19 protein-coding genes are annotated in these 20,817 nt (G+C 70.7%); 4 read left to right on the forward strand and 15 right to left on the reverse strand.

From position 1 onward, the window contains the following. Positions 1 to 197 precede the first annotated feature (197 nt). The 6 genes from YWY_RS0111620 to YWY_RS23295 all read right to left on the reverse strand — a co-directional run bounded on the left by YWY_RS0111620 (position 198) and on the right by YWY_RS23295 (position 8,387). Positions 198 to 1,952, reverse strand: coding sequence for an ABC transporter ATP-binding protein (locus YWY_RS0111620; protein WP_028847743.1), 1,755 nt, complete (start codon positions 1,950 to 1,952; stop codon positions 198 to 200). Then, positions 1,949 to 3,622, reverse strand: coding sequence for an ABC transporter ATP-binding protein (locus YWY_RS0111625; RefSeq protein ID WP_028847744.1), 1,674 nt, complete (start codon positions 3,620 to 3,622; stop codon positions 1,949 to 1,951). Before YWY_RS0111625 ends, YWY_RS0111620 begins: the two co-directional genes overlap by 4 nt. A 432-nt stretch (positions 3,623 to 4,054) precedes the next feature. Further along, entirely contained in the window at positions 4,055 to 4,915 is an 861-nt protein-coding gene (locus YWY_RS0111630) for an NADPH-dependent oxidoreductase (RefSeq protein WP_051310166.1), read from the reverse strand. Beyond that, entirely contained in the window at positions 4,912 to 6,096 is a 1,185-nt protein-coding gene (locus YWY_RS0111635; protein WP_028847746.1) for an acetyl-CoA C-acyltransferase, read from the reverse strand. The genes YWY_RS0111630 and YWY_RS0111635 overlap by 4 nt, the downstream gene beginning before the upstream one ends. A 175-nt stretch (positions 6,097 to 6,271) precedes the next feature. Continuing rightward, positions 6,272 to 7,711 carry a CoA-binding protein gene (locus tag YWY_RS21610; RefSeq protein WP_084609202.1) on the reverse strand — a complete coding sequence of 480 codons (1,440 nt, stop codon included), beginning with the start codon at positions 7,709 to 7,711 and terminating at the stop codon, positions 6,272 to 6,274. Next, the gene (locus YWY_RS23295) at positions 7,698 to 8,387 is read right to left on the reverse strand and encodes a TetR/AcrR family transcriptional regulator (RefSeq protein ID WP_084609203.1); all 690 of its coding nucleotides are present in this window, start codon (positions 8,385 to 8,387) and stop codon (positions 7,698 to 7,700) included. Before YWY_RS23295 ends, YWY_RS21610 begins: the two co-directional genes overlap by 14 nt. A gap of 198 nt (positions 8,388 to 8,585) precedes the next feature. On the opposite strand from YWY_RS23295, the gene YWY_RS0111650 reads away from it, so the two are divergent. After that, positions 8,586 to 8,846, forward strand: a complete 261-nt coding sequence (locus tag YWY_RS0111650; RefSeq protein WP_028847747.1) for a hypothetical protein — start codon at positions 8,586 to 8,588, stop codon at positions 8,844 to 8,846. A 30-nt stretch (positions 8,847 to 8,876) separates the two neighbouring features. Here YWY_RS0111650 and YWY_RS21620 read toward each other — a convergent pair whose 3' ends face one another. Further along, positions 8,877 to 9,191 (reverse strand): hypothetical protein, encoded by a 315-nt coding sequence (locus tag YWY_RS21620; protein WP_156899208.1) that lies wholly within the window; start codon positions 9,189 to 9,191, stop codon positions 8,877 to 8,879. Here YWY_RS21620 and YWY_RS21625 point away from each other — a divergent pair. Beyond that, positions 9,190 to 10,068 (forward strand): 3-hydroxyacyl-CoA dehydrogenase family protein, encoded by an 879-nt coding sequence (locus YWY_RS21625; protein ID WP_038045029.1) that lies wholly within the window; start codon positions 9,190 to 9,192, stop codon positions 10,066 to 10,068. The two genes, YWY_RS21620 and YWY_RS21625, sit on opposite strands and share 2 nt — an antisense overlap. A 25-nt stretch (positions 10,069 to 10,093) precedes the next feature. Beyond that, a complete protein-coding gene (locus YWY_RS0111660; RefSeq protein ID WP_051310168.1) occupies positions 10,094 to 10,885 on the forward strand; it encodes an enoyl-CoA hydratase/isomerase family protein in 792 nt (263 codons plus the stop codon). A gap of 24 nt (positions 10,886 to 10,909) precedes the next feature. On the opposite strand, the gene YWY_RS21630 is transcribed toward YWY_RS0111660, so the two are convergent. After that, complete coding sequence (locus tag YWY_RS21630) at positions 10,910 to 11,899, reverse strand: MBL fold metallo-hydrolase (protein ID WP_211227523.1); 990 nt, start codon at positions 11,897 to 11,899, stop codon at positions 10,910 to 10,912. 237 nt (positions 11,900 to 12,136) lie between these two features. On the opposite strand from YWY_RS21630, the gene YWY_RS0111670 reads away from it, so the two are divergent. After that, positions 12,137 to 13,420 carry an MFS transporter gene (locus YWY_RS0111670; protein ID WP_028847749.1) on the forward strand — a complete coding sequence of 428 codons (1,284 nt, stop codon included), beginning with the start codon at positions 12,137 to 12,139 and terminating at the stop codon, positions 13,418 to 13,420. On the opposite strand, the gene YWY_RS0111675 is transcribed toward YWY_RS0111670, so the two are convergent. From YWY_RS0111675 to YWY_RS0111705, 7 genes are read right to left on the reverse strand one after another with little or no spacing between them, the layout of a single operon-like run. Then, entirely contained in the window at positions 13,408 to 14,019 is a 612-nt protein-coding gene (locus YWY_RS0111675; protein WP_028847750.1) for a flavin reductase family protein, read from the reverse strand. The genes YWY_RS0111670 and YWY_RS0111675 overlap by 13 nt on opposite strands. 16 nt (positions 14,020 to 14,035) lie before the next feature. After that, positions 14,036 to 14,791 (reverse strand): SDR family NAD(P)-dependent oxidoreductase, encoded by a 756-nt coding sequence (locus YWY_RS0111680; RefSeq protein ID WP_028847751.1) that lies wholly within the window; start codon positions 14,789 to 14,791, stop codon positions 14,036 to 14,038. 28 nt (positions 14,792 to 14,819) lie between these two features. Then, positions 14,820 to 15,614 carry an enoyl-CoA hydratase/isomerase family protein gene (locus YWY_RS0111685; RefSeq protein ID WP_028847752.1) on the reverse strand — a complete coding sequence of 265 codons (795 nt, stop codon included), beginning with the start codon at positions 15,612 to 15,614 and terminating at the stop codon, positions 14,820 to 14,822. Positions 15,615 to 15,654: 40 nt separating this feature from the next. After that, positions 15,655 to 16,707: an acyl-CoA dehydrogenase family protein gene (locus YWY_RS0111690; protein WP_028847753.1), complete on the reverse strand. Its 1,053-nt coding sequence runs from the start codon at positions 16,705 to 16,707 to the stop codon at positions 15,655 to 15,657. After that, a complete protein-coding gene (locus YWY_RS0111695; protein WP_028847754.1) occupies positions 16,704 to 17,879 on the reverse strand; it encodes an acyl-CoA dehydrogenase family protein in 1,176 nt (391 codons plus the stop codon). The genes YWY_RS0111690 and YWY_RS0111695 overlap by 4 nt, the downstream gene beginning before the upstream one ends. Beyond that, entirely contained in the window at positions 17,876 to 19,999 is a 2,124-nt protein-coding gene (locus YWY_RS0111700) for an acetate--CoA ligase family protein (RefSeq protein WP_028847755.1), read from the reverse strand. Before YWY_RS0111700 ends, YWY_RS0111695 begins: the two co-directional genes overlap by 4 nt. A gap of 28 nt (positions 20,000 to 20,027) precedes the next feature. After that, a complete protein-coding gene (locus YWY_RS0111705; protein WP_028847756.1) occupies positions 20,028 to 20,786 on the reverse strand; it encodes an SDR family NAD(P)-dependent oxidoreductase in 759 nt (252 codons plus the stop codon). Positions 20,787 to 20,817 lie beyond the last annotated feature (31 nt).

Genomic DNA, 20,817 nt, shown 5'->3' on the forward strand with positions numbered 1-20,817 from the left:
CCGCGGTGTTGCTGTGCGCGGCATCGGCCGCGGTGTCGCTGGGCGCGGCATCGGCCGCGGTGTCGCTGGGCGCGGCATCGGCCGCGGTGTCGCTGTGGGCGGCATCGGCCGCGGTGTCGCTGGGCGCGGCATCGGCCGCGGTGTCGCTGGGCGCGGCATCGGCCGCGGTGTCGCTGTGTGCGGCATCGGCCGCGGTGTCACTGTTCCCGGCTGCGCGACCACGCCCGCCACAGTTCGGCGTAACGCCCGCCCCGGGCGATCAGCTCCCGGTGCGTGCCCACCTCCACGATCCGGCCGCCGTCGAGCACGACCACCCGGTCGGCCGCCTCGGCCTGGGTGAGCCGGTGCGCGACGATCAGCCCGGTGCGGCCGCGCAGCGCCGCGTCGGCCGCCTTCTCCAGCATCCGCGCGCCCGCGCTGCCCGCATCGGCGGTGGCCTCGTCGAGGATGGCGATCGCCGGGTCGGCCAGCACCAGCCGGGCCAGCGCCACCTGCTGCGCCTGGGCGGTGCTCAACCGATGGCCGCCGTTGCCCACCACCGTCTGCAGCCCGTCCGGCAGCCGCTCCACCCACTCCCACGCGCCGACCGTGGCCAGCGCCGCCCGCAGATCCTCGTCGGTGGCGTCCGGCCGAGCCAGCCGCAGGTCGTCGGCCAGCGGCCCGGCGAACACGTGCACTTCCTGGCTGACCAGAGCGACCAGCCCGCTCGCCGTCGGCGAACCCAGTTCGGCGACGTCCAGGCTGCCCACGGTGAGCGATCCGCCGGTCGGCCGGTGGATGCCTGCGACCAGCTTGGCCAGCGTGGACTTGCCCGCCCCGCTGGCACCCACCAGGGCCACGCGTTCTCCTTCGGCGATGTGCAGCTCGACGTCGTGCAGCACCTCGTGCCCGCGCTGGTACTGGTGGGAGACGCCGGCCAGTTTCACGGAACTGTCGCGACCTTGCCCGAGCCGTGCCTGTGGTGCAGCGGCGGGCAGATCGGCGACGCCGACGATGCGGTTCAGGCTCGCCCCCGCCGACAGTGCGTCGTCGGCCAGGAACAGCACGACGCCGATCGGATTGAACAGCCCGTGGAAGTACAGTGCCGCTGCGGTCGCCTCGCCGATGGTCACCGCGTCGATCGACACCAGCCAGAACCCCATGGCCAGCACCGCGGCCAGACCGACGAACTCGGCCAGGTTCAGCCGTCCGAAGAACTGTGTCAGCAGCCGCACCCCGCGCAGTGCGAGGTCGACGGTGGTACGGGACGACTCGTCCACCTTGGCGGTGTGCGCTGGCTGCAGCCGGAAAGCCCGTACCGTTCTCGCGCCCCCGACGGTGTCCAGCAGCCGATGCTGCAGCGCGCCCTGCGATGTGCGGTGCGCGGTGTAGACGGGCCGTGCCCTGCGCAGGTACCAGCGGACGGCGAAGGCCTGGATCGGGGCGGCCGCCAGCGCGGCCAGCAGGAAGCGCCAGTCCAGCACCACGAGGCCGGCCATGGTCAGCACGATGGTCAAGACGGCGTGCGCCAGCTGGGGAAGCGCCTCCCGCACCACGGTCGTCACCTGCGTGACGTCGCTGCTGATGCGCGAGGTGAGGTCGCCGGATCCAGCTCGCTCGATCTCCTCCAGCGGCAGGTGCAACGCCCGCTCCACGAACCGCTCGCGCAGCGCGGCCACGACGTGCTCGCCCAGCCGCCCGGCGAGTGCGATACCGGCCGCGGTCAGCACGCCGTACCCGACCGCGACCAGCACGAGCACCACGACGGGCCAGGTCAACGCATCGGCGCCCTGCCGCTGCGCGACGACGTCGACGATGTGGCCGAGCAGCGGCGCAGGCAGCAGCCCGGCCGCCGCGGCACCGAACAACGTCACGGTCGCGGTCGCCGCGAGCTTCCACCGCTGGCGGAGCAGGTCGCCGATCACCGCGACGGTGCGGGACGGCGGTGCGACCGGGAGCAGTTCACGGGTCACGCGAACACCACCGCCCGGTAGGCCGGATCGGCAGCCAGCTCGTCATGCGTGCCGCTGCCCGCCACGGCGCCGTCCCGCAGGAAGACCACCCGGTCGGCCGCGGCCAGCAGGGCAGGGCTGGTGGTGACCAGGATCGTGGTGCGCGACGCGCGCAGGCGGGCGATCCCGGAGGCGATGGCGGCCTCGGTCACCGGGTCGACCGCGGTCGTGGGGTCGTGCAGGACCAGCACCGGCGGATCGGCCGCGAGGGCACGTGCCAAGGCGACCCGCTGGCGTTGCCCACCGGACAGCGACGAGCCGCGTTCGGCCAGGACGGTCTGCAACCCGTCCGGAAGCGTCTCGGCGACCAGGTCCACGGCCGCCGCCGTGATGGCCCGTTGCGCGTCGTCGCGGCTGCCGTGCACCGCGACGTTGTCCAGGACGCTTTCCTCGAACAGATCGGCGTCGTGATCGGCCACCAGGATCGCGCGACGCAATTCGTCGAGCTCCAAGTCGGCGAGTGGAATGCCGTCCAGCGTGACGGCACCTTCCTCCGGATCGCTGTCCCGGCCCACCAGTTCGAGAAGGGCACTCGCCGCCGCCGGGTCCTCACAGGCGATTCCGACCATCTCTCCGGAGGCCACGTGCAGGTCCAGCGCGCGCAGCGGCCCGTGGCGCACCCCGGCCAAGCGCAGCTCACCGGCGGGTTCGGCGGGCAGCTTCGCCGTGCCAGGGTGTACCTGTGGCCCGGCGTCGAGCACGCGCGCCACCCGCTCGGCCGAGGCGCGCGCCCTGGCTCGTTCGCTGCTGACGTAGGTCAGCAGGTGGAACGGCGTGGGCAGGAACTGGGCGATCCCGACCGCGGCCACCAGCTCGCCGACGGTGATGCTGCCCGCCAGTGCCAGGTGGGCCCCGAGCAGCGCGATGAGCGCCAGGAAGATCCCGGTCGCGGCCAGCACCGCGCCGTTGTGCATGCCGTGTGCCCGGGCGGCCCGGACGGCGGCGGCCAGCGACCGTTGGCTGGTCCGCCGGTAGCGCTGCACCGCAGCCTGTTCCGCGCCGATGCCCTTCAGCACGCGCAGGCCGGCCACCAGGTCGGCGGCCAGGCCCGATGCCTCGGCCGCCCGCTCCTGCTCGTGGTGGCTGCGCCGCTCCAGCGGCCGCCCGGCCAGCTGGGACAGCCACAGCACCGGCGGGGTGCCGAGCAGGATGACCAGCCCGAGCGTGACCGAGCTGGTCAGCAGCACCGCCGAGCTGACGATCAGGGCAGCGAGCCCGGCGACACCGTAGGGGATTGCGGCGACCAGCTGCCCGACCCGTTTGACGTCGCCGGTGGCGATGGAGACCAGCGTCCCGGGCAGGCCGTCGGCCCCGCCGTGCGGGTCCAACACCCGCCGGGTGAGCCGCAGCCGCAGGTCGTGGGCGGCCTGCTCGCCGGCTCGCTGCGCCTTGCGCTCGGCGAACCGGTACGACGTCGACAGCACGGCGAACACGGCGGCCAGCACGCCCAGCCACAGCAGCAAGCGGGGGAGCGAGCCAGTGGCGACCGCGGTGTCGATGGCCGCTCCGATGACGACCGGCACCAGCACCTCGCCCGCTTGATGCCCGGCGGCGAGCACGGCGGCGCCTGCCACGTGGCGTCGCTGGCCGCGTATCGCGGACCGCAGGACGGACCGCCCCGTCACCCGCACGTGGTACCTCCGCTACCGAATGCCGCCCGCGAAATTAGGTAAGGCTACTCTAACCAACGGGCCGGGAAACGCGATGCTCGTTTGACCAACGGCGTGATCCCGGCCATGGTTGCGCGCGCTGGCCGCGCACGCCCTCGGAGTCGGCAACGGCGTCGTCGTGCGGCTCGCCGAGAGGCGGTTGCCGGGCTGGGAGGCACGGGGGATGCGCCGTGCCGCGGGGCCAGTCGCTTTCCCTTGTGCGGGCGTGCCTGTCGGCGTCAGCCAGCGGTGGCGGGTCGCGCACCGGTCGCCTTATTTATGCCGGCGTGCCTGTCAGCGTCGGCCAGTGGCGGTGGGTCGCGCACCGGTCGCCCTCCCTGCGCGGGCGTGGCGGAAGTCGGTGTGCTGTTCGGGGCGCGGGCGTGCCGGTGCTCACGGCGTCGTCGGCGGACGTCACTCCGCAAGCAGGCCCTGCCGCCGGAGCCACTTCCGCATGCGATGCCGCCCCTTCAGCCCCTCGCGTGGCCCGAGGCGGCTGACGACGCGACCCGCCCAGCTGTGGCCCTCGACGCCGAAGCGCCGGTAATACCGGGTAAGACGCGGCTCGTACTCGTCGACGCTGTCCGCGGCGATGTCTGCCCGATACCGTTCGCGGTGCACGACGGCCTTCGGTGCCAGTCGCGGTTTGATGCCTGCCGCCTCGCTCGGGTCGGGAACGCCGAGCGCCATCCCCAGCGCGGGGAACGACAGGGCAGGAAGCCCGAGCTCGTCGACGAGCGCAGGCGGGTTGTTCCGCAAAGCCCCGATGAACACCCCGCCGAAGCCGAGCGACTCCGCGGCCAGCAGGGCGTTCTGCGCGGCGATGCCGATGTCGACGAACGGGACGAGCGTTCCCTCGAGATACCTGGCCGTCTCCATGTCCTGCGCCCGCCGCCGGAGCAGCACCTCGGCCCTGGTGAGATCGACCACCCAGACGAGCAGCACCGACGCCTGGTTGATGAAGTCCATGCCGCCGATCGCCTCGCAGACGCGACGCCTGCGGTCCGCATCCTCGACGACCACCACCGACCACGCCTGGAGGTTCGAGGAGTGCGATGCCGCCTGGGCGGCCATGAGAACGAGGTCGAGGGCGTCCTGCGGAATCTTCTCCGGCAGGAACGCGCGAACGGACCGATGGCGCAGCTGCACCCGGATCGTCTCGCTCGCCGGATACTGGGGCAGGTCGATGTCGCCGAAGCGCTGACGCAGCTCGTCGGCCAGCGTCCCGGGAGCGTCCTGTCGTTGCGCAGGCCGGCTTGCCGAGGTCGCGCTCATGCCGCCTCCAGCAGGAGGCTCACGCCCTGACCGACGCCGACGCACATCGTCACGACCCCCCGGCGGGCCTCCTGCTCCCGCATCGCCCTGGCGAGCGTGAGAGCCAGGCGCGTTCCCGAAGCGCCCAGCGGGTGGCCGATCGCGATCGCGCCGCCGTTCGGGTTGACCCGCTCGGAGTCGTCCGGCAACCCCAGCTGCCGGACGACGGCGAGCACCTGCGCGGCGAAGGCCTCGTTCACCTCGAACAGATCGACGTCGTCGAGCGTGAGGCCGGTCCTTGCCAAGAGCTTCCGCGTCGCAGGTACCGGCCCGATCCCCATGACGCGCGGCTCCACTCCGGCGGTGGCGTAGCCCCTGATCCTGGCGAGCGGGCGCAAACCGTGCTTCGCCACCGCTTCACCCGAGGCGACCAGGACGGCGGCGGCCCCGTCGTTGATCCCCGACGAGTTGCCCGCGGTGATGTTCCCGCCATCCACCACGGCCGGGAGCTTCGCCAGGCGTTCCAGCGACGTGTCACGTGGGTGCTCGTCGCGCTCGACGGTGCCGGACTCGACCTCGACAGGGACGATTTCGTCAGCGAAGTGTCCGCGGGCGGCCGCGGCGGCATACCGCTGCTGGGAACGCAGCGCGAACGCGTCCTGATCGCTGCGGCCGATCCCGTACTCGACCGCAACGTTCTGGGCGGTCTCCGCCATCGAGTCCGTGCCGTACAGCCGCTCCATGCGTTCGTTGACCAGGCGCCAGCCGAGTGTGGAGTCGGCGGCCTGGACGGTCCGGTCCCACGGCCTTGCCGATTTCGGAAGGATGTACGGGGCGCGGGTCATCGACTCGACGCCGCCCGCCAGTACGAGGTCGGCCTCGCCGGACAGCGTCAGCCTTGCCGCGCAGGCCACCGCCTCGAGGCCGGAGCCGCACAGGCGGTTCACCGTCATCGCCGGAACGTGCGCGGGGAGCCCGGCGAGCAGTGTGGCCATCCGCGCGACGTTGCGGTTGTCTTCGCCGGCCTGGTTCGCGCAGCCGGCCACCACCTCGTCGATCGCGTCGTCGCCGAGCGAAGGATGCCGGGCCATGAGCGAGCGCAGGCTGTGCGCCAGCATGTCGTCGGGGCGCACTTCGGCGAGCGCGCCGCCGTAACGTCCGAAAGGCGTTCGCACGCCACCAACCAGAAAGGCCTCGCCCACCTGCTCTTTCCTCTCGCCGCACGGGTGCTGGTGCTCATCGGCCGCCGAGGCTGTCGGTCACCGATCCGCGCGCCACGCACCGACTCGACCGGCTGGTCGGTCGGGTGCGATTATTGCGGCGCCGCCAGGCACCGTCAAGGTGCGTGGACGACGCCGGGCGAGGAAGCGCGGGGCGCTAAGCCGGGCCGATGTCAGCGGCCCGGCGCAGGGCGTACGCGCAGCGAGCCGCATCCGAGAACGCCAGCACCCCGAGCCCGGCGAGCCTGCGGACCGCGTCGGGTGAGCCTCCCGCCCACACCACCACGACGAGCTTGCCCGCCTCGGAGGCGATCGCCGAGATCTCGGCAAAGACGTGCTCGTCGAGGTGCGGCATGTTCCCAAGGGTGAGGATCACGGCGTCGGTGCCGTCGTGGCGCACGCACACCTCGAGGACGCTTCGCAGGGTGTGCCGTCGCGAGAAGATCGCCCCGGTGGCGTCGATCGGGTTGTCCAGGACGGCCTGCTCCGGCAGCAGGCGGCGCAGCTCGGCTTTGTCGCTGTCCTGCCATCGGGCAAGGCCGAAGCCCTCTTGGGCCAGGGCGTCGACCATGAGCACGGTCGCACCGCCCGATGCCGCGACGACCGAGAACCGGGCGTCCTTGCGGCACCGCCTGCTTGCCGCTGCTCGCGCGATGTCGAGCATTTCCTCGATGGAGCGTGCCGTGAGCGCCCCTGCGCCGTCGACGGCGGCACGCCAGCTCTCGTCGTCGAACGGCTCGAGCCCGCTGTGTCGGCGGGCTGCGCTCCGGCCTGCGCCCGTCACGCCGCCGCGGAGGAGCACCACGACGACATCCCGCTGTCTCGCGTACTGCAGTGCGGAAGAGAACGCCGCGAGGTCCTGCGTCCCCTCCAGATAACCGAGCACAAGTCTCGGCGCGTACTCGTCCACGGTCTTGGTCAGCAGCTCCGCGAAGGTGAGATCCACCTCGCGGCCGGTGCTGATGTACCCCCCGATCTTCAGCCCGGACGCGTGCGCGGCGCTCAGCACGTAGCCGCCGACGCCGCCGCTTTGGCTCAGGATGAACACGTCGGACGGGACGAAGTCGAACTCGCCTTCCGTTGCCGTCCCGAAGTTGCCGGCGAACCGCGCATGCCCGCCGTGTACGCCCAGGCTGCTGGCGCCGAGGATCCGCGTGCCCGGGTATCGCTCGCGCACCCGAGCGAGTGCGTCGTGATGGTCGTCCGAGCCTGGCGGGTCCGCGCTGATGAGGACGACGGCACGAACGCCGCGGCGCGCGCACTCCTCGGTCACTGCGACGGCGCCCGCGATGGGGATCGCGACGATCGCGACGTCGGGCGTCCGCGGCAGCGCGGTCACCGACGTGTACGCGGGAAGCCCTTGAACGATCTCCGAGCCTTGGCTGACCGGGAACACCTCGCCCTCGTACCCGTGGGTGACGATGTTCCTGAGCACGCGTGCACCCGGCTTACGCAGGTCGTTCGACGCGCCGACGACGGCGACGGAGCGAGGCTCGAGCAGGGTGCGGACGACGGGCTCGTGCGCAGCACGACCTAGGTCCGCATCGGACGCGGCGCGATGCGGCGCGGGAGTCGAGCATGTGTCACCGGAAGTCATCTGGGTGCATGTCGTTGCGCTGGGGACCGGCGGTGCCGAAGACGAAGAGCCGCCACAGCTGAGTCGCGAGGTCTTCGACCTCCTCGACCCTCAGGCGCGGGTGCGCGCGCGACGCCCAGTTGCACACGCCGAACAGCGAGAAGGCGACGGTCCGGGTGTCGCACGGGGCGATCACGCCGAGCTTGATGTCACGCTCGAAGGACGCCTCGACCAGCCGCCGGTAGGTGCGGCGGTTCTCCTTCATCTGCCTGCGACGCGCGTCGCTGAGCTCACGCTGGTGGTCGATGAAGGCCTGCAGCGTCCCGGGGCTGTCGGCGATGACCTGCAGATGCTCGAGGATCACCTCGTACACGACCCTGGTGGAGGAGACGCCCTTCTCCACGCGCGCCCGCTGCGACTCGATCAGCGGCATGATGTACTGCAAGTGGATGTTGAACAGGATCTCCTCTTTGCTGCGGAAGTAGTGGTAGAGCGTGGGCTTCGCGATGCCCGCCACTTCCGCGATCTTGTCCATCGTCGCGCTGTGGTAGCCCATGTCGCGGAACAGCAGACTTGCCAGCCGCACGATCTCGTCCCGCCGGGACTGTCCCTGAGCTGCCGTGTGCGACGCCGACGACGTCGGCGTCGACCTTATTGGCGTCATCTGTCGACCTGCTTCCTTGTCGGTCGGGCTCATACCGTCCTCAGCCAAGAACTCCCGTTGTCCGGTCACGCATGACCCTAGAGCTCGCAGGCGCGAGCCCGCCTCTCGTCGAGGCTTTCGCCTGCTTGACGTCGGTCGAGCCCGTGGGGCAATATTACCGCGCCAACCGACCAATCGGTCGGGATGGTCCTTCTCGGCAAGGAATGTCGTAGCACCCGGCGGACACGGTGTGTGGATTCGACCCGCTCGACGTCCCGCGTCGACGTCGAAAGTGGCGGCCGCACGGCCGCCGTGGACCGGCCGGAGACGAGGAACGCGCTCGACGACGGAGCTCGCGGGATCTCCGGGAAGACCACCCCGGCCGCCATGGGCGGGCACGCGCTCGGCGGTGGCCTCGCTGGGGCATGCGACATCCGCATCGCCGTCGAGGACGCCGAGCCGGATCCGCTTGGAGCTGGTCTGGGCAACCTGCCCGATGCGGTCGGGCAGTAGTGGTTGTCGCGCTTGGAGGTGCCGTGGAGGTCAACCTCGGCGGGCGCCCTCCTCGCCTCCGGCGGGGCCCGGTGCGCCGGTCCGCTTGCCGAGGTGACCGTGCCCGAGCAGCTGCTGCTGGGCACAACAGGGCTGTTGGGAACGAGCCCGTCCGGGCACGGCTTGCACGGCCGCCTCGCCCAGTTCGTCGCCCGGGTCGCGTTCGACGTGGACGAGACCGCGGGCCTGCTCGCCGAGCGACCGTGCCAGGCGTTGCCGTATTCGGCCGACGGCCAGCTCGAAGGCAGTCAGGTGCACTTCGGGTGCCGACGGCCCCGGTTCAACGGAAGGTGGAGCGACGCTCATGAACCACACGGCAGTCATCGGAGCCGGCACCATGGGGGTCCAGATCGCGCTGCTGCTCGCACTGCACGAGCATGACGTCACCCTCATCGAGCGCGACGAGTCCACCCGGCGTAGCGCCCTCGAGCGAGCCGACGCCGGCCTCGCGCGCCACGCGTCGCGCGGGCGCATCTCCCATGACGCAGCCGAGGCTGCTCGTGCGCGGATCGAGGTGCACGCGGACCTCGACGCGGTCGCCGGAGCCGGCCTCGTCATCGAGGCGATCACCGAGGTGCGCGACCTCAAGCGCGACCTTCTGGCCGGCCTCGATCGTCTCCTCGAGCCGGATGCGCTGCTTGCGTCGAACTCCTCGAGCTTCGTTCCCTCCTCCCTGGCCACGGGGATCGTGCACAAGGAGCGCTTCCTCAACATCCACTTCTTCAACCCCGTGCTCACCATGCGGGCCGTGGAGATCATCGGCGGGCCGGACGCCGCCGTCGCGGCGGTGACCCGCGCAACCGCGCTTGTCGAGAGCCTGGGCAAGGTGCCCGTCGTGCTGAAGAAGGAGATTCCCGGGTTCATAGCGAACCGCATCCTGAACGCCGTGCGCGACGAGGCGCTCCGCCTCTACGAGGGCGGCTACGCGGGCATCGAGACGATCGACCAGGCCTGCCGCCTCGCCCTGGGGTACCCGATGGGTCCGTTCGAGCTGATGGACCTGACCGGCATCGACATCGGCTACGCCACGAAGAAGGCCCGCTTCGCCGAAACCGGGGACCCGGCCGACGCGCCGTCGCGAACCGTGACGCGCCTCGTCCAGCAAGGCACCCTCGGGCGCAAGACGCGGCGGGGCTTCTACCACTACGACGAGAACCTGCGCCGCGGCGAGCCGGCGATCTGAGCGTCTGGGACGGAGGCGAGACAGCATGCCCAGCACCCAGGAGCGGGCCGGCGCAGCGGGCACCGAACCCCGGATCCTGACCGAGGACCGCCAGAGCGTCCGCCTGATCACCCTCAACCGGCCCGAGCGCCGCAACGTGCTCGACCTGCCCGCCAGGGCGGATCTGCTGGCAGCGCTTCGCGCCGCCGAACACGAGGCACGAGCTGTCGTCCTCACTGGTGCGGGCGGATTCTTCTGCGCGGGAGGCGACATACGGGCCATGACCGCCGATCCGTCGGAAGCGGCCAGGCGGCTCGACGTTCTCGCTGCGCTCGCCGGCCAGCTGGTGCACAGCTCCGTCCCCGTGGTCGCTGCCGTCGAGGGCGGCGCCTACGGTGCCGGGCTGTCGCTGGTCAGTGCGGCGACATATGTGGTGAGCGGAGCGACGGCACGCTTCGAGGCGTCGTTCGGGCGGATCGGCCTCGCCCCGGACACGGGCTTGACCTGGACGCTCCCTCGCCGCATAGGCCACGCCCGCGCACGCCGGATGTTGCTGCTCCTCGATGCCTACGACGCCGACCAGGCGCACGCTGCCGGACTTGTCGACGAGGTCGTCGACGACGGCCAGGCCCTGCCTCGTGCGATTCAGGTGGCCAAGCGGCTGGCCGAGCTGTCCGCGCCGATGGTCGCGGCGACCTCGGCGCTGCTCGCGCAGGGCCACAGCACGGTCGCCGAGGCCGCTGCCGCCGAAGGACGGGCACAGGTCAGGCTGCTGCAAAGCAGCGAGTCGCAGGCGCTGCGCGCGCGGTTCCTCGACCGCTCTGCGCGCAGGCGCTGATCAAGCGCCACGGACGCGCCCGCCTCACGCCGCGCCCGGGTACCCTGCCGCACCCCATGCCTCGGCGAGCGCATCGGGGCGGATTATCCGCCAGGTGAGCGGGATGTTCTCGGCGTCCATGTCCACGGCGCCGACGTCGTGCAGGAAGTGCAGGTGCGACAGCACTTCGCCCAGCGCGGCCCGCTGCTGCAGGCCCTTGATCTCGTCCCACCTTCGCGACCACGTCAGCTCACGCGCCAGCTCCAGGGTCGTGTGCGGCGAGCGGTCGGCAAGGACGACCAGGATCTCGTCGAGACGACGGCGGTGGTGGACGAACAGTGCATCGACCCGCGCGGCGATGTCGGTGAAGTGGCGTTCGTGGCCAGGCAGTACCCGCGACACCGCCAGCCGCGCCACCTTGCCGAGTGATTCCAGGTAGTCGGTGAGCGCGCTCGCGCGGTGCCCCACCATCGTCGAGACGTTCGGGGAGATCCGCGGGAGCACGTGGTCCCCGGTGAACAGCAGGCCGCGCCCGGCATCCTCGAAGCAGACGTGGCCCGGCGTGTGCCCTGGCGTCCAGTGCACGACCAGCTCACCGCCGGGGACGGACACGACGTCACCGTCGTGGACGAAGCCCGGTGCGCTCACCTGGTCGGGAAACGGCGGCAGCGCCGGCAGCAGCGAGGCCGCAGCCAGGCTGTCGGTGTCGTCCACTCCCGCCAGGGCGAGCCAGTGCCGTACCCGTTCACCGTGCGCCGCGCCCTTGGGCACGAGCATCTCGCGGTCCTCGCGATGCAGCCGGACGCGTGCTCCCGACACCTTCGCGAGCCTGCCCGCCAGCCCGCTGTGGTCGCGATGGCCGTGGGTGAGCAGGATCTGGTCGACCCGTGCGGGGTCGGCGCCGATCGCCCGCAGCCCGTCCACGAGGGCTGTCCACGACTCCTCGGTGGGCCAGCCGGGGTCGATGACCGTCGCGGTGCCGTCCTCGGCGACGTACGCGTAGCACAGCGAAGCGCGCAGCGGATGCCGTGGCATCGGAACCCTGATCGACCAGACGCCTGAGTCGATATTCTCGACCGCTGATTCCGGCGCCGTCGGGTCGTTCATCCGCCATCTCACCTTGGGTTTTCCACTCCCGACCGATTGGTCGGTCGTGTACACTCTCGCGCATGGACAGCGCTGCGTCAAGCCGGATCCGGCCAAGGAGATTCCCTCCTCCGACCCTCTCGCCGAAGCGTCGCAGCAGCCGTCCCGGATCGTGCGAGCCCGCCGATGTCCACGCCCGGCGGTGACCGGCTCTGGCGGAGCGTCGTCCTCTCGGCGCTGCTGCCCCTGGTGCTGTACTCGACGGGCGTCGGCGCGCTCATGCCCGCCATTCCGCTGATCGTCGCCCGCATCAGCGAGCCGCTGTTCGACGACCGCTCGACGATCCTGGCGGTCTCCGGAGTCGTGGCGGCCATGCTGATGGTCGGAGAGCTCATCGGGTATCTGCCGAGCGGGCGGATCGTGACGCTGCTCGGCGAGCGCAACGCCATGCTGGCCGCAGCAGGCCTGTCGCTGGCCGGCATCGGTGTCTGCATGCTCCTGCCGGGGCCGTGGGCGGTCGGCGTCGGAGTGTTCCTCGTCGGCCTCGCCACCGCGCTGTTCTCACTGGCCCGGCATGCCTTCATCACCACCTACGTCCCCCTGGTCTACCGCTCTCGGGTGCTCGCCGCCGTCGGCGGCCTCTTCCGGCTCGGGCATTTCGTCGGTCCTTTCCTCACGGCCTACGTCCTCAGCACTTTCGGCAGCCTGGAGTCCGCGTACTGGATCCATGTCGCGACGTGCACCGCGGCCGCCGTCGTGCTGCTGTTCACGCGCGATCCCGAGACCGCGGCCATGAAGAAGACGACGGCACGCGCGGTGGCAGCCGCACCCCGCTCGGCAGGGATCGCCCGTACGCTGGTGAACCGCCGCGACGTGCTGCTGCGGCTGGGGACCGGCGCGGCGGTGGTGATGGCGCTGCGCGCGGGCAGGACCGTCATCATGCCGCTGTGGGGAGTGAGCATCGGCATGGACGACTCCTCCGTCGCCCTCGTCGTCGGCATCGCCGGAGGCGTCGACTTCGCGCTCTGCTACCTCGGCGGCTGGTTGTGCGACCGGTTCGGACGGATGTGGAACGCTCTGCCGAGCACGCTGGGCCTGGCACTGTCCTTGCTGGTCCTCGCCTTCACCGCCGGCTTTGCGAACCCGGCCGTGTGGTTCGTCGTGTTGACGATGACCATGTCCGTCGCCAACGGGATGGGCACCGGCATCGTTCTCACGCTCGGTGCCGACCTGGCCGACCCGGAGGATCCGGCGCCGTTCCTCGGCGCGTGGCGGTTCATCGGAAGTCTCGGCAATGCCGGCGCTCCTCTCGCGGTTTCCGCCGCGACGACGGCGGTGTCACTGCCCTTCGCCGTCGGCGCGCTCGGAGTGATCGGGATCGCGGGCGCAGCGATCCTGGCCCACGGGATCGCGCGATACATCCCAGGCGAGTCGCTGCGTTTGCGGTCCAGGCGCGCTCAGCCGCGCTGACCGTTCGGCCGGAAGCGGAACAGCCGTCCGATCGTCGCGTAGCTGGGGCCTGCGATGCGCGCGAGCGGCCGGAGCTGGTCGGTCTCGATCTTGCCGTCGCGGTAGAGCTCGTCGCGGACGTGCGCGAGTACCACGCGCCCGACGACGAACTGGGAACCGGCGTTGCCGAACGTCATCACCTGCTCGAGCGCACACTCCAGGGCGACCGGCGCGGTCGACAGCCGCGGTGTCCGGACGAGGCGGGAGGGTTCGGTCCGCAGGCCGAGCTGCTCCACTTCGCTCACCGTCGGCGGGAAAGGTTCCGCCGACGCATGGACGAGCGCCGCTTCGGACTCGTGGGCCACCTGGAGCACGAACTCCCGCTCACGTTGGATGTTCGCCGCGGTGTCCTTGGGCGCGCCCGCGCGGCGGCCGATCGAGATTCCTACCAGGATCGGTTCGTAGGACACGAACGTATAACAGCTGAACGGCGCCAGGTTCACCCGGCCGTCCTCGTGCAGCGTGCTCACCCACGCGATCGGCCGCGGCACGACGACGCCGGTCATCAGCCGGTAGCAGGCCGCAGCGTCGAGCGTCGCCGGGTCGAGCTGCACCGTCATGGTCGGTCCCCGGCTCTCACGGCGCGATGAAGGAACCGCCGTTGATGTCGATCGTCGTGCCGGTGACATAGCCCGCCTCGTCGCTGCACAGGTACGAGACGAGGCCGGCGACATCCCACGGCGTCCCTTCGCGTCCGACCGGGATCCGGGCCCGGGAGGCCGCCTGCACTTCCGGCGCGCTGCGTGCCGACATCGGCGTCGCGATGCGTCCCGGCGCGACGGAGTTCACGGTGATCCCGTGCTTTCCCACCTCGAGAGCAAGCGTTCTGGTCAGCCCGTTGATGCCGGCCTTGGCGACACCGTAGGGCAGCCCGGCGACACGCGCCCCTTGCCTGCCCGCCGTCGACGAGATGTTCACGATGCGACCCCATCCCGCCTGGATCATCGAGGGCAGCACGGCACGGGTCACCAGGAACGGGCCGCGCAGATTGACGGCCATGACGGCGTCCCACTCCTGTGTGGTGGTCTCGATCGGCGGCACCCGGTAGCCGTCCGGGCGCTTCGGCGAGATCGCAGCGTTGTTGACCAGGCACGCGACGCCGCCGCGCTCCGCGACGATCGACTCGACGGCCGTCGTCACCTGCTCTTCCGACGACACGTCGACGGCCATCGCATCGACACCCTGGGTGTCGCCGATCCAGGCTGCGTCCTGCGAGCCGAGGACGTCCTGCAGATCCCACGCGACGACGCTGAACCCGTCCCGGGCCAGCAGCTGCGCGATCGCGGCGCCGATCCCGCGGCCGCCGCCCGTGACGATCGCAACCCGCTCCATCGCTGTCCTCCCTCGCTCCCGGTCCGGATCAATACCCGTGGTAGACACCCGGACGGCGCTCCTGGCGTGCACGCAGCGCCTCGAAGTGGTCCTGTGTCTTCATGGAGATCCGTTCCCACGCCAGCGAGGCGTCGAGGACGTGGCTGTTGACCAGGTGCACGAACCGGTTGATCGAGGCCTTGGTCGCGCGCACGGCGTACGGCGGCTGAGCGGCGATCTCCTGGGCGAACGCGAGCGTCTGCTCGCACAGCTGCGCGGCCGGGACGACGCGGTTGACCAGGCCGAGGTCGTAGGCCTCCTGTCCGCTGAGCATCCGTCCCGTCATCAGCAGCTCCTTGGCGCGGAGCGGGCCGACCAGCAGCGGCCAGACCACCGCGCCGCCGTCGCCCGCGACGAGCCCGACGTTGACGTGCCGGTCCCCGATCGAAGCCGCGTCCGACATGAACACGGCGTCGCAGAACAGCGCGATCGTGGCGCCGAGCCCGGCCGCCGGCCCGTTGACCATCGCGACAAGCGGCTTCTCGACGGAGAGCATGGTCGTGATGAGGTGGCGTCCGCGCGAGTACACGCGCAGCGGCTCCCCGCTGGCTTGGTGCCTGGCGGCCATCGTCTTGGTGTCGCCTCCGGAGCAGAAGCCGCGTCCCGCCCCGGTGATGACGACGACGCGGGTGTCGTCGTCGGAGTCGACCTGCCCGAACAGCTCCTGGAGCTCGTGGTGCATCTCCGGGCTGACCGCGTTCAGCCGCTCCGGACGGTTGAGCGTGACGACCGCGACCCCGTTCTCTTCGTAGTCGACCGCAAGGGTGGATGTCGACGTCAGCACGTGCGTTTCTCCTCTCGTGGTCTCTCGGCGTGCAGGGCGCTCAGACGTCCGCGAAGAGCGCCTCGGACCCGGCCTGCTCGTCGCGGATGGCCACGCCGAGAGTCCGGAGGTGGAACTGACGGGAGCCGTAGCTGTGCTCGAGCAGCTTTCCCCGTTTCAGCCAGAAGTGCAGCGGGTGCTCCCAGGTGAAGCCGATCCCGCCGTGGAGCTGGAGCGCGGAGTCCCCGACAAGGCGCGCCGCGTCGCTGGCGGACGCCATGGCGACGCTTGCCGCCACCGCCGCGTCCGGCAGACCCTCCTGGTGGGCATATGCCGCATACCAGCTGCACGGCCGTGAGCTCTCGACGGCGACCCACGCGTCGGCCGCCAGATGCTTGACCGCCTGGAAAGTTCCGATCGCCCGGCCGAATTGCTCACGCTGCTTGGTGTGCTCGACGGTCAGGTCGAGCATGCGTCGCGACACCCCGTTGAGAACCGCGGCGGTCGCCCACACCGCGCGGAGCCGCGCTTCGTCCAGCGCTCCCTCGCCGAGGCGGGCGTGCGGTGTGAACGCGTCCGGGCGTGGCTTGATGCGACCGAGACGACTGGTCGGATCGGGCGAGTGGACGGGTTCGACGGTGAATTGATCGCGCTCCAGCACGTACAGCCCGTCCTCGGCGGCCACGAGCGCAACGTCCGCGACGTCCGCGAACAGGGCGACGGTTCCGCCTGGCATGACCGCCGCGGTGCTCACCGACGCTCCACTGAGCAGCCCGGGGAGAAGGCGGTCGCGCATCTCGTCGTCGGCGAACCGGTGAATGGTCGGCACCACGACCGCGACCGTCTCCGTCAACGGAAGCGATGCACCGGAATAGCCGAACTCCTCGAGGCTGCGCACGACGTCCTCGGAGCGCACCCCGAGCCCGCCGTCGGCCTCCGGGATCAGGGCACCCCAGAACGACAGGGAGGAGACCTCGTCCCACAACGAACGGTCGAACTCACCCTCGGACCACACCCGCCGCACGTGGTCCAGATCGCACTTCGCCGAAAGGACGTCGCTCAGGCCGGCGGCGAGCTCGGTGGAGGTGGCGTCGGATCCGTACGAAAGGGTCATCGCTTCTCCTTCGGCATCCCGAGCACACGCTCGGCGATGATGTTCCGCTGGATCTGGTTCGACCCAGCGAAGATGCGCGTCGCGCGGGCATGCCAGTAGTCGGCCTCCCACAGCGGATACCGCTCCGAAAGGGCAGGCTCGGTGCCCGTCGCGGTGGCCAGCGCATGCAGCCTCATGCCGGTCTCGTAGATCGCCGCCTCCATCTCCGACCAGAACAGCTTGTTCAGGCTGGCCTCGGGGCCGAAGCGACCGTCGGAACTTTCCGCGATCGTGCGTCCGACGTGGTGCCGGTACCTGCAGACCTGCATGACGTGCCAGCCGAGTTCTTCCAGCGTCGCTGAGTCGTCGGCGCCGCCCGAGGCGATCGCCAGGTGGCGAAGCTCCTGCAACAAGGGGAGGTATTTCACGTACGAGCGCCGTCCGATGCCGCGCTCCAGCACCAGCGCGCTCATGGCGACGTTCCACCCGTCGCCCATCTCGCCGACGGTGTTCGCGACCGGGACTTCGACGTCGTCGAGGAACACCTCGGCGAAGGTGCGCCGTCCGTTGATCTGCCGGATCGGCCGGACCTCGATGCCGGGGCTGCGCATGTCGATGAGGACGGCCGTGATCCCCCGGTGCTTGGGCGCGTCGGGGTCGGTCCGCACGAGGGCGAACATCCAGTCGGCGTACGTCGCGCCCGACGTCCAGATCTTCTGGCCGTTGATGACGTACCGGTCCCCGACGACGCGGGCGCTGGTGCGCAGGGCGGCGAGGTCGCTTCCTGCCTCCGGCTCGCTGAAGCCCTGGCACCAGACCTCTTCGCACCGCAGGATCGGCTGCAGCCAGCGGCTTCGCTGCTCCGGGGTGCCGTGCTGCATGAGCGTCGGCCCGACCAGCATCAGGCCTTGGATGTTCAGGCGCGGCGGGGCCGATGCACGCTCGTACTCCTCCTGGAAGATCATCCGGTGGGCCGCACCCATGCCCTTGCCGCCATACTCGACCGGCCAGTGGATCGCCGCGTAGCCGTTGTCGTAGAGCACCCGCTCCCACGCGCGCCTGCGTTCGAGTACCTCCGGCGACGTGAGCGGGCGTGCGCCCACCAGGTCGCGTGGCACGTTGGCGCTCAGCCACTGACGGATCTCTGCGCGCCACGCGGCTAGATCCTTCGCGGCCGCCGTCTCCGTCGTCATGCGCCAGACTCCTTCCCTGTCACGAAAACCAGCGCGTCCACCGCGCACACCCCGTCACCGCGTCGTCCGACGATGACCGGGTTGATGTCGATCCCCTCGATGCAGTCGCCGACTTCCCCGACGAGGTCGACGACCCTCATCACGCAGTCGACGAGGGCATCGACGTCCGCGGGTTCCTCTCCGCGGTAGCCGTCCAGCAGCGCCGAGATCCGCAGCTTGGACAGTGCTGTTCTGATCCGCTCCGGGTCGGCGACCGGCAGCCGGATGACGACGTCGTCGAGCAGTTCGGTGAGCACGCCTCCCGAACCAAGCACGACGAGGAGGCCGAAGTCGGGGTCGCGCTTGACGCCGAGCAGGATCTCGCGACCGGGCGGTACCGCCTGCTGGACGGTGAACTCCACGGTGAGCGCGAGCTCTTCCTCGATCCGCTTCGCCATCGTGCGCGCGGCGGTGGCCACCTCGTCGGCCGACCGAAGGCCCAGCACCACGCCGCCGTGCTCCGACTTGTGCTGCAGCTGCGGGTGCAAGGCCTTGAGGACGACCGGGAAGCCGAGGGTTTCCGCGGCGGCTGCGGCATCCTCGGGCGTCGCCGCCACCTTCTCCGCCACGGTCGGGATGCCGTAGAGACCAAGCAGCCGCTTGCCGGTGGCCTCGTCGAGGACACCGCCGGTGTTGCCGCGCGCGATGAGCTCGCGGGCCTGCTCGCGGCGGGCGGGATTCACCTCGACCGGCTTCGGCCTGCTTCCGGGCGGAACCGGCCGGCGTGCGGCGATCGCGCGGAGCGCGTCGAGCGGTTCGCGGTAGCACGGCACCCCACGCGCGCTCAGCTCGGTCTCCGGACGGCCGCTTCCGCCGACCCAGACCACCACGAGCGGCGTCTGCGATGCGGACGCCTTCTCCGCGATGATGTCGACGAGGGCGGCCTCGTTGTTCTCCAGGTTTCCGAGCATGAGCACGGCGACGTCGGTGTCCGGGTGCGTGAGCAGTGCGTCGAGCACCGGCGCGAGAACTTCCGGGCGGCCCCCGGCCCCCGTCATGTCGATCGGATTGCCCAGGGCCGAGTAGCTCGGCAGCGCCGCCGCGAGCTTGCTCCGCCATTCCGCGTCCCATTCGGCGAGCGTGAGCCCGAACCGCTCGCAGTAGTCCGCGGCCAGGATCCCGGCGCCTCCGGACGTCGTCGCGATGCTCAGGCGAGAGCCCCGGGTGACGTGCTCTACCGCCGCGAGCTCGACGTAGTCGGCCAGCTCGCGAATGGTGTCCAGCCGGTGCACGCCGTAGTGCTCGAAGACCGCGTCGTAGACCCGGTCGCTTCCGGCGAGCACCCCGGTGTGCGAGGCGATCGCGCGCTGACCCTTGTCGGAGCGCCCTGCCTTCATCATCGCGATGGGTTTGCCGGCGTCCTGCGCGCGCTCGAGCGTTTCGATGAAGCTCTTGCCGTCGCGGATGCCTTCGATGTACCCGACGATCGACGTGACCGCGGGGTCGTCGATGGACGCGTTGATCATGTCCGTCAGCGAGACGTCCATCTCGTTGCCGGTGCTGAGCATCGATCCGAGGCCGACGCCCTTCCCCTGGCACAGGTTGAAGATGAACGCACCCATCGCGCCGCTCTGCGAGATGAGGGCGACGCCGCTCTGCCGGAACCGGAACCGGTCCTGGTCGAGCCCGGTGTTGATGGTCGCGGCCAGGTTCACCCGCGTGGAGACGATCCCCACACAGTTGGGCCCGAGCACTCGCGTGCCGCTCCCCGCGACGCAGGCCCGCAGCTCGTCCTGCATGGCCCGCCCGGCTTCGCCCGTCTCCGCGAAGCCCGCCGAGACGATGATCACCGCGGGGATCTCGTGCTCCACGCAGTCCCGCAGGCCTTCCAGGACGTGGCGGGCGGGCGCCACGACGACGGCCAGGTCCACCCGTTCCGGCAGGTCCCGGACCGACGAGAACGACGGGAAACCCTGAACCTCCTGGTGAACCGGATTGACCGCGTACGCCCGCCCGTGGAACCCGTACTTGCGCAGGTACCTCAGCGTGCGGCCGGACGGCTTGCGCGGGTCGGTCGACGCGCCGATGACGGCGACCGACTCCGGCGCCATGAAAGCCGCGTACTCTCGCGCGTTCAGCATCTTGAGGCCATCTCCGCTCTCGTCGGGCTCAATAGACCGCCCGGCCACCGCTGAGGTCGAACACGGCGCCGGTGGAGAAGCTGCATCGGGACGAGACGAGGAACCCGATCATCTCCGCCGCTTCGTGCACCTCGCCGGGACGGCCGAGCGGGATCCGGGAGATGAGGAATTCGTGGTAGTCCGGGTTGACCTTCTTGTTGAGCGGTGTGGTGAACACCGTCGGGGCGACCGCGTTGACGAGTACCCCGGTGCGCGCGAGTTCCTTGCCGAGGCACTTCGTCATGCCGATGACGGCGGCCTTCGCCGACGAGTACGCGGACGAGCCGGCGTTGCCTTCCTTCCCGGCCATGCTCGCGATGTTGACGATGCGCCCGTACCCGTTCGAGGTCAGGTGAGGGATCACCGCCCGGCACATGAGGAAGGTGCCGTCGACGTTGATGCGATAGATCATCTTCCAGTAGTCGTACGACGTCTCCCACAGCGGCGCTTGCGGCCCGGTGGTGCCTGCGCTGTTGACGAGGATGCTCGGACTCCCGGCGGCGTCGACGATGCTCGACACCGTCCGCTCGACCTCGTCCTCGTTCGACACGTCGCAGCGCACCGCCTCGTAGCCGAACCCGTTTCCGGAGACGGGGACGACCTCGCCCGCGGGCGAGTCGTAGCTGAGGTCGACGCTGAACACCCGCCCACCGCGACGGGCGATGTGCTCGACGGTCGCGGCGCCGATGCCGCTCGCGCCGCCGGTCACGATCGCGGTCTGCCCACTGAAGATCTGCTCGGGCGTCATTACTGCTGCACTCTCCTCATTGCGTGGCACT

Source organism: Thermocrispum agreste DSM 44070 (assembly GCF_000427905.1).
GTDB classification, from domain to species: domain Bacteria; phylum Actinomycetota; class Actinomycetes; order Mycobacteriales; family Pseudonocardiaceae; genus Thermocrispum; species Thermocrispum agreste.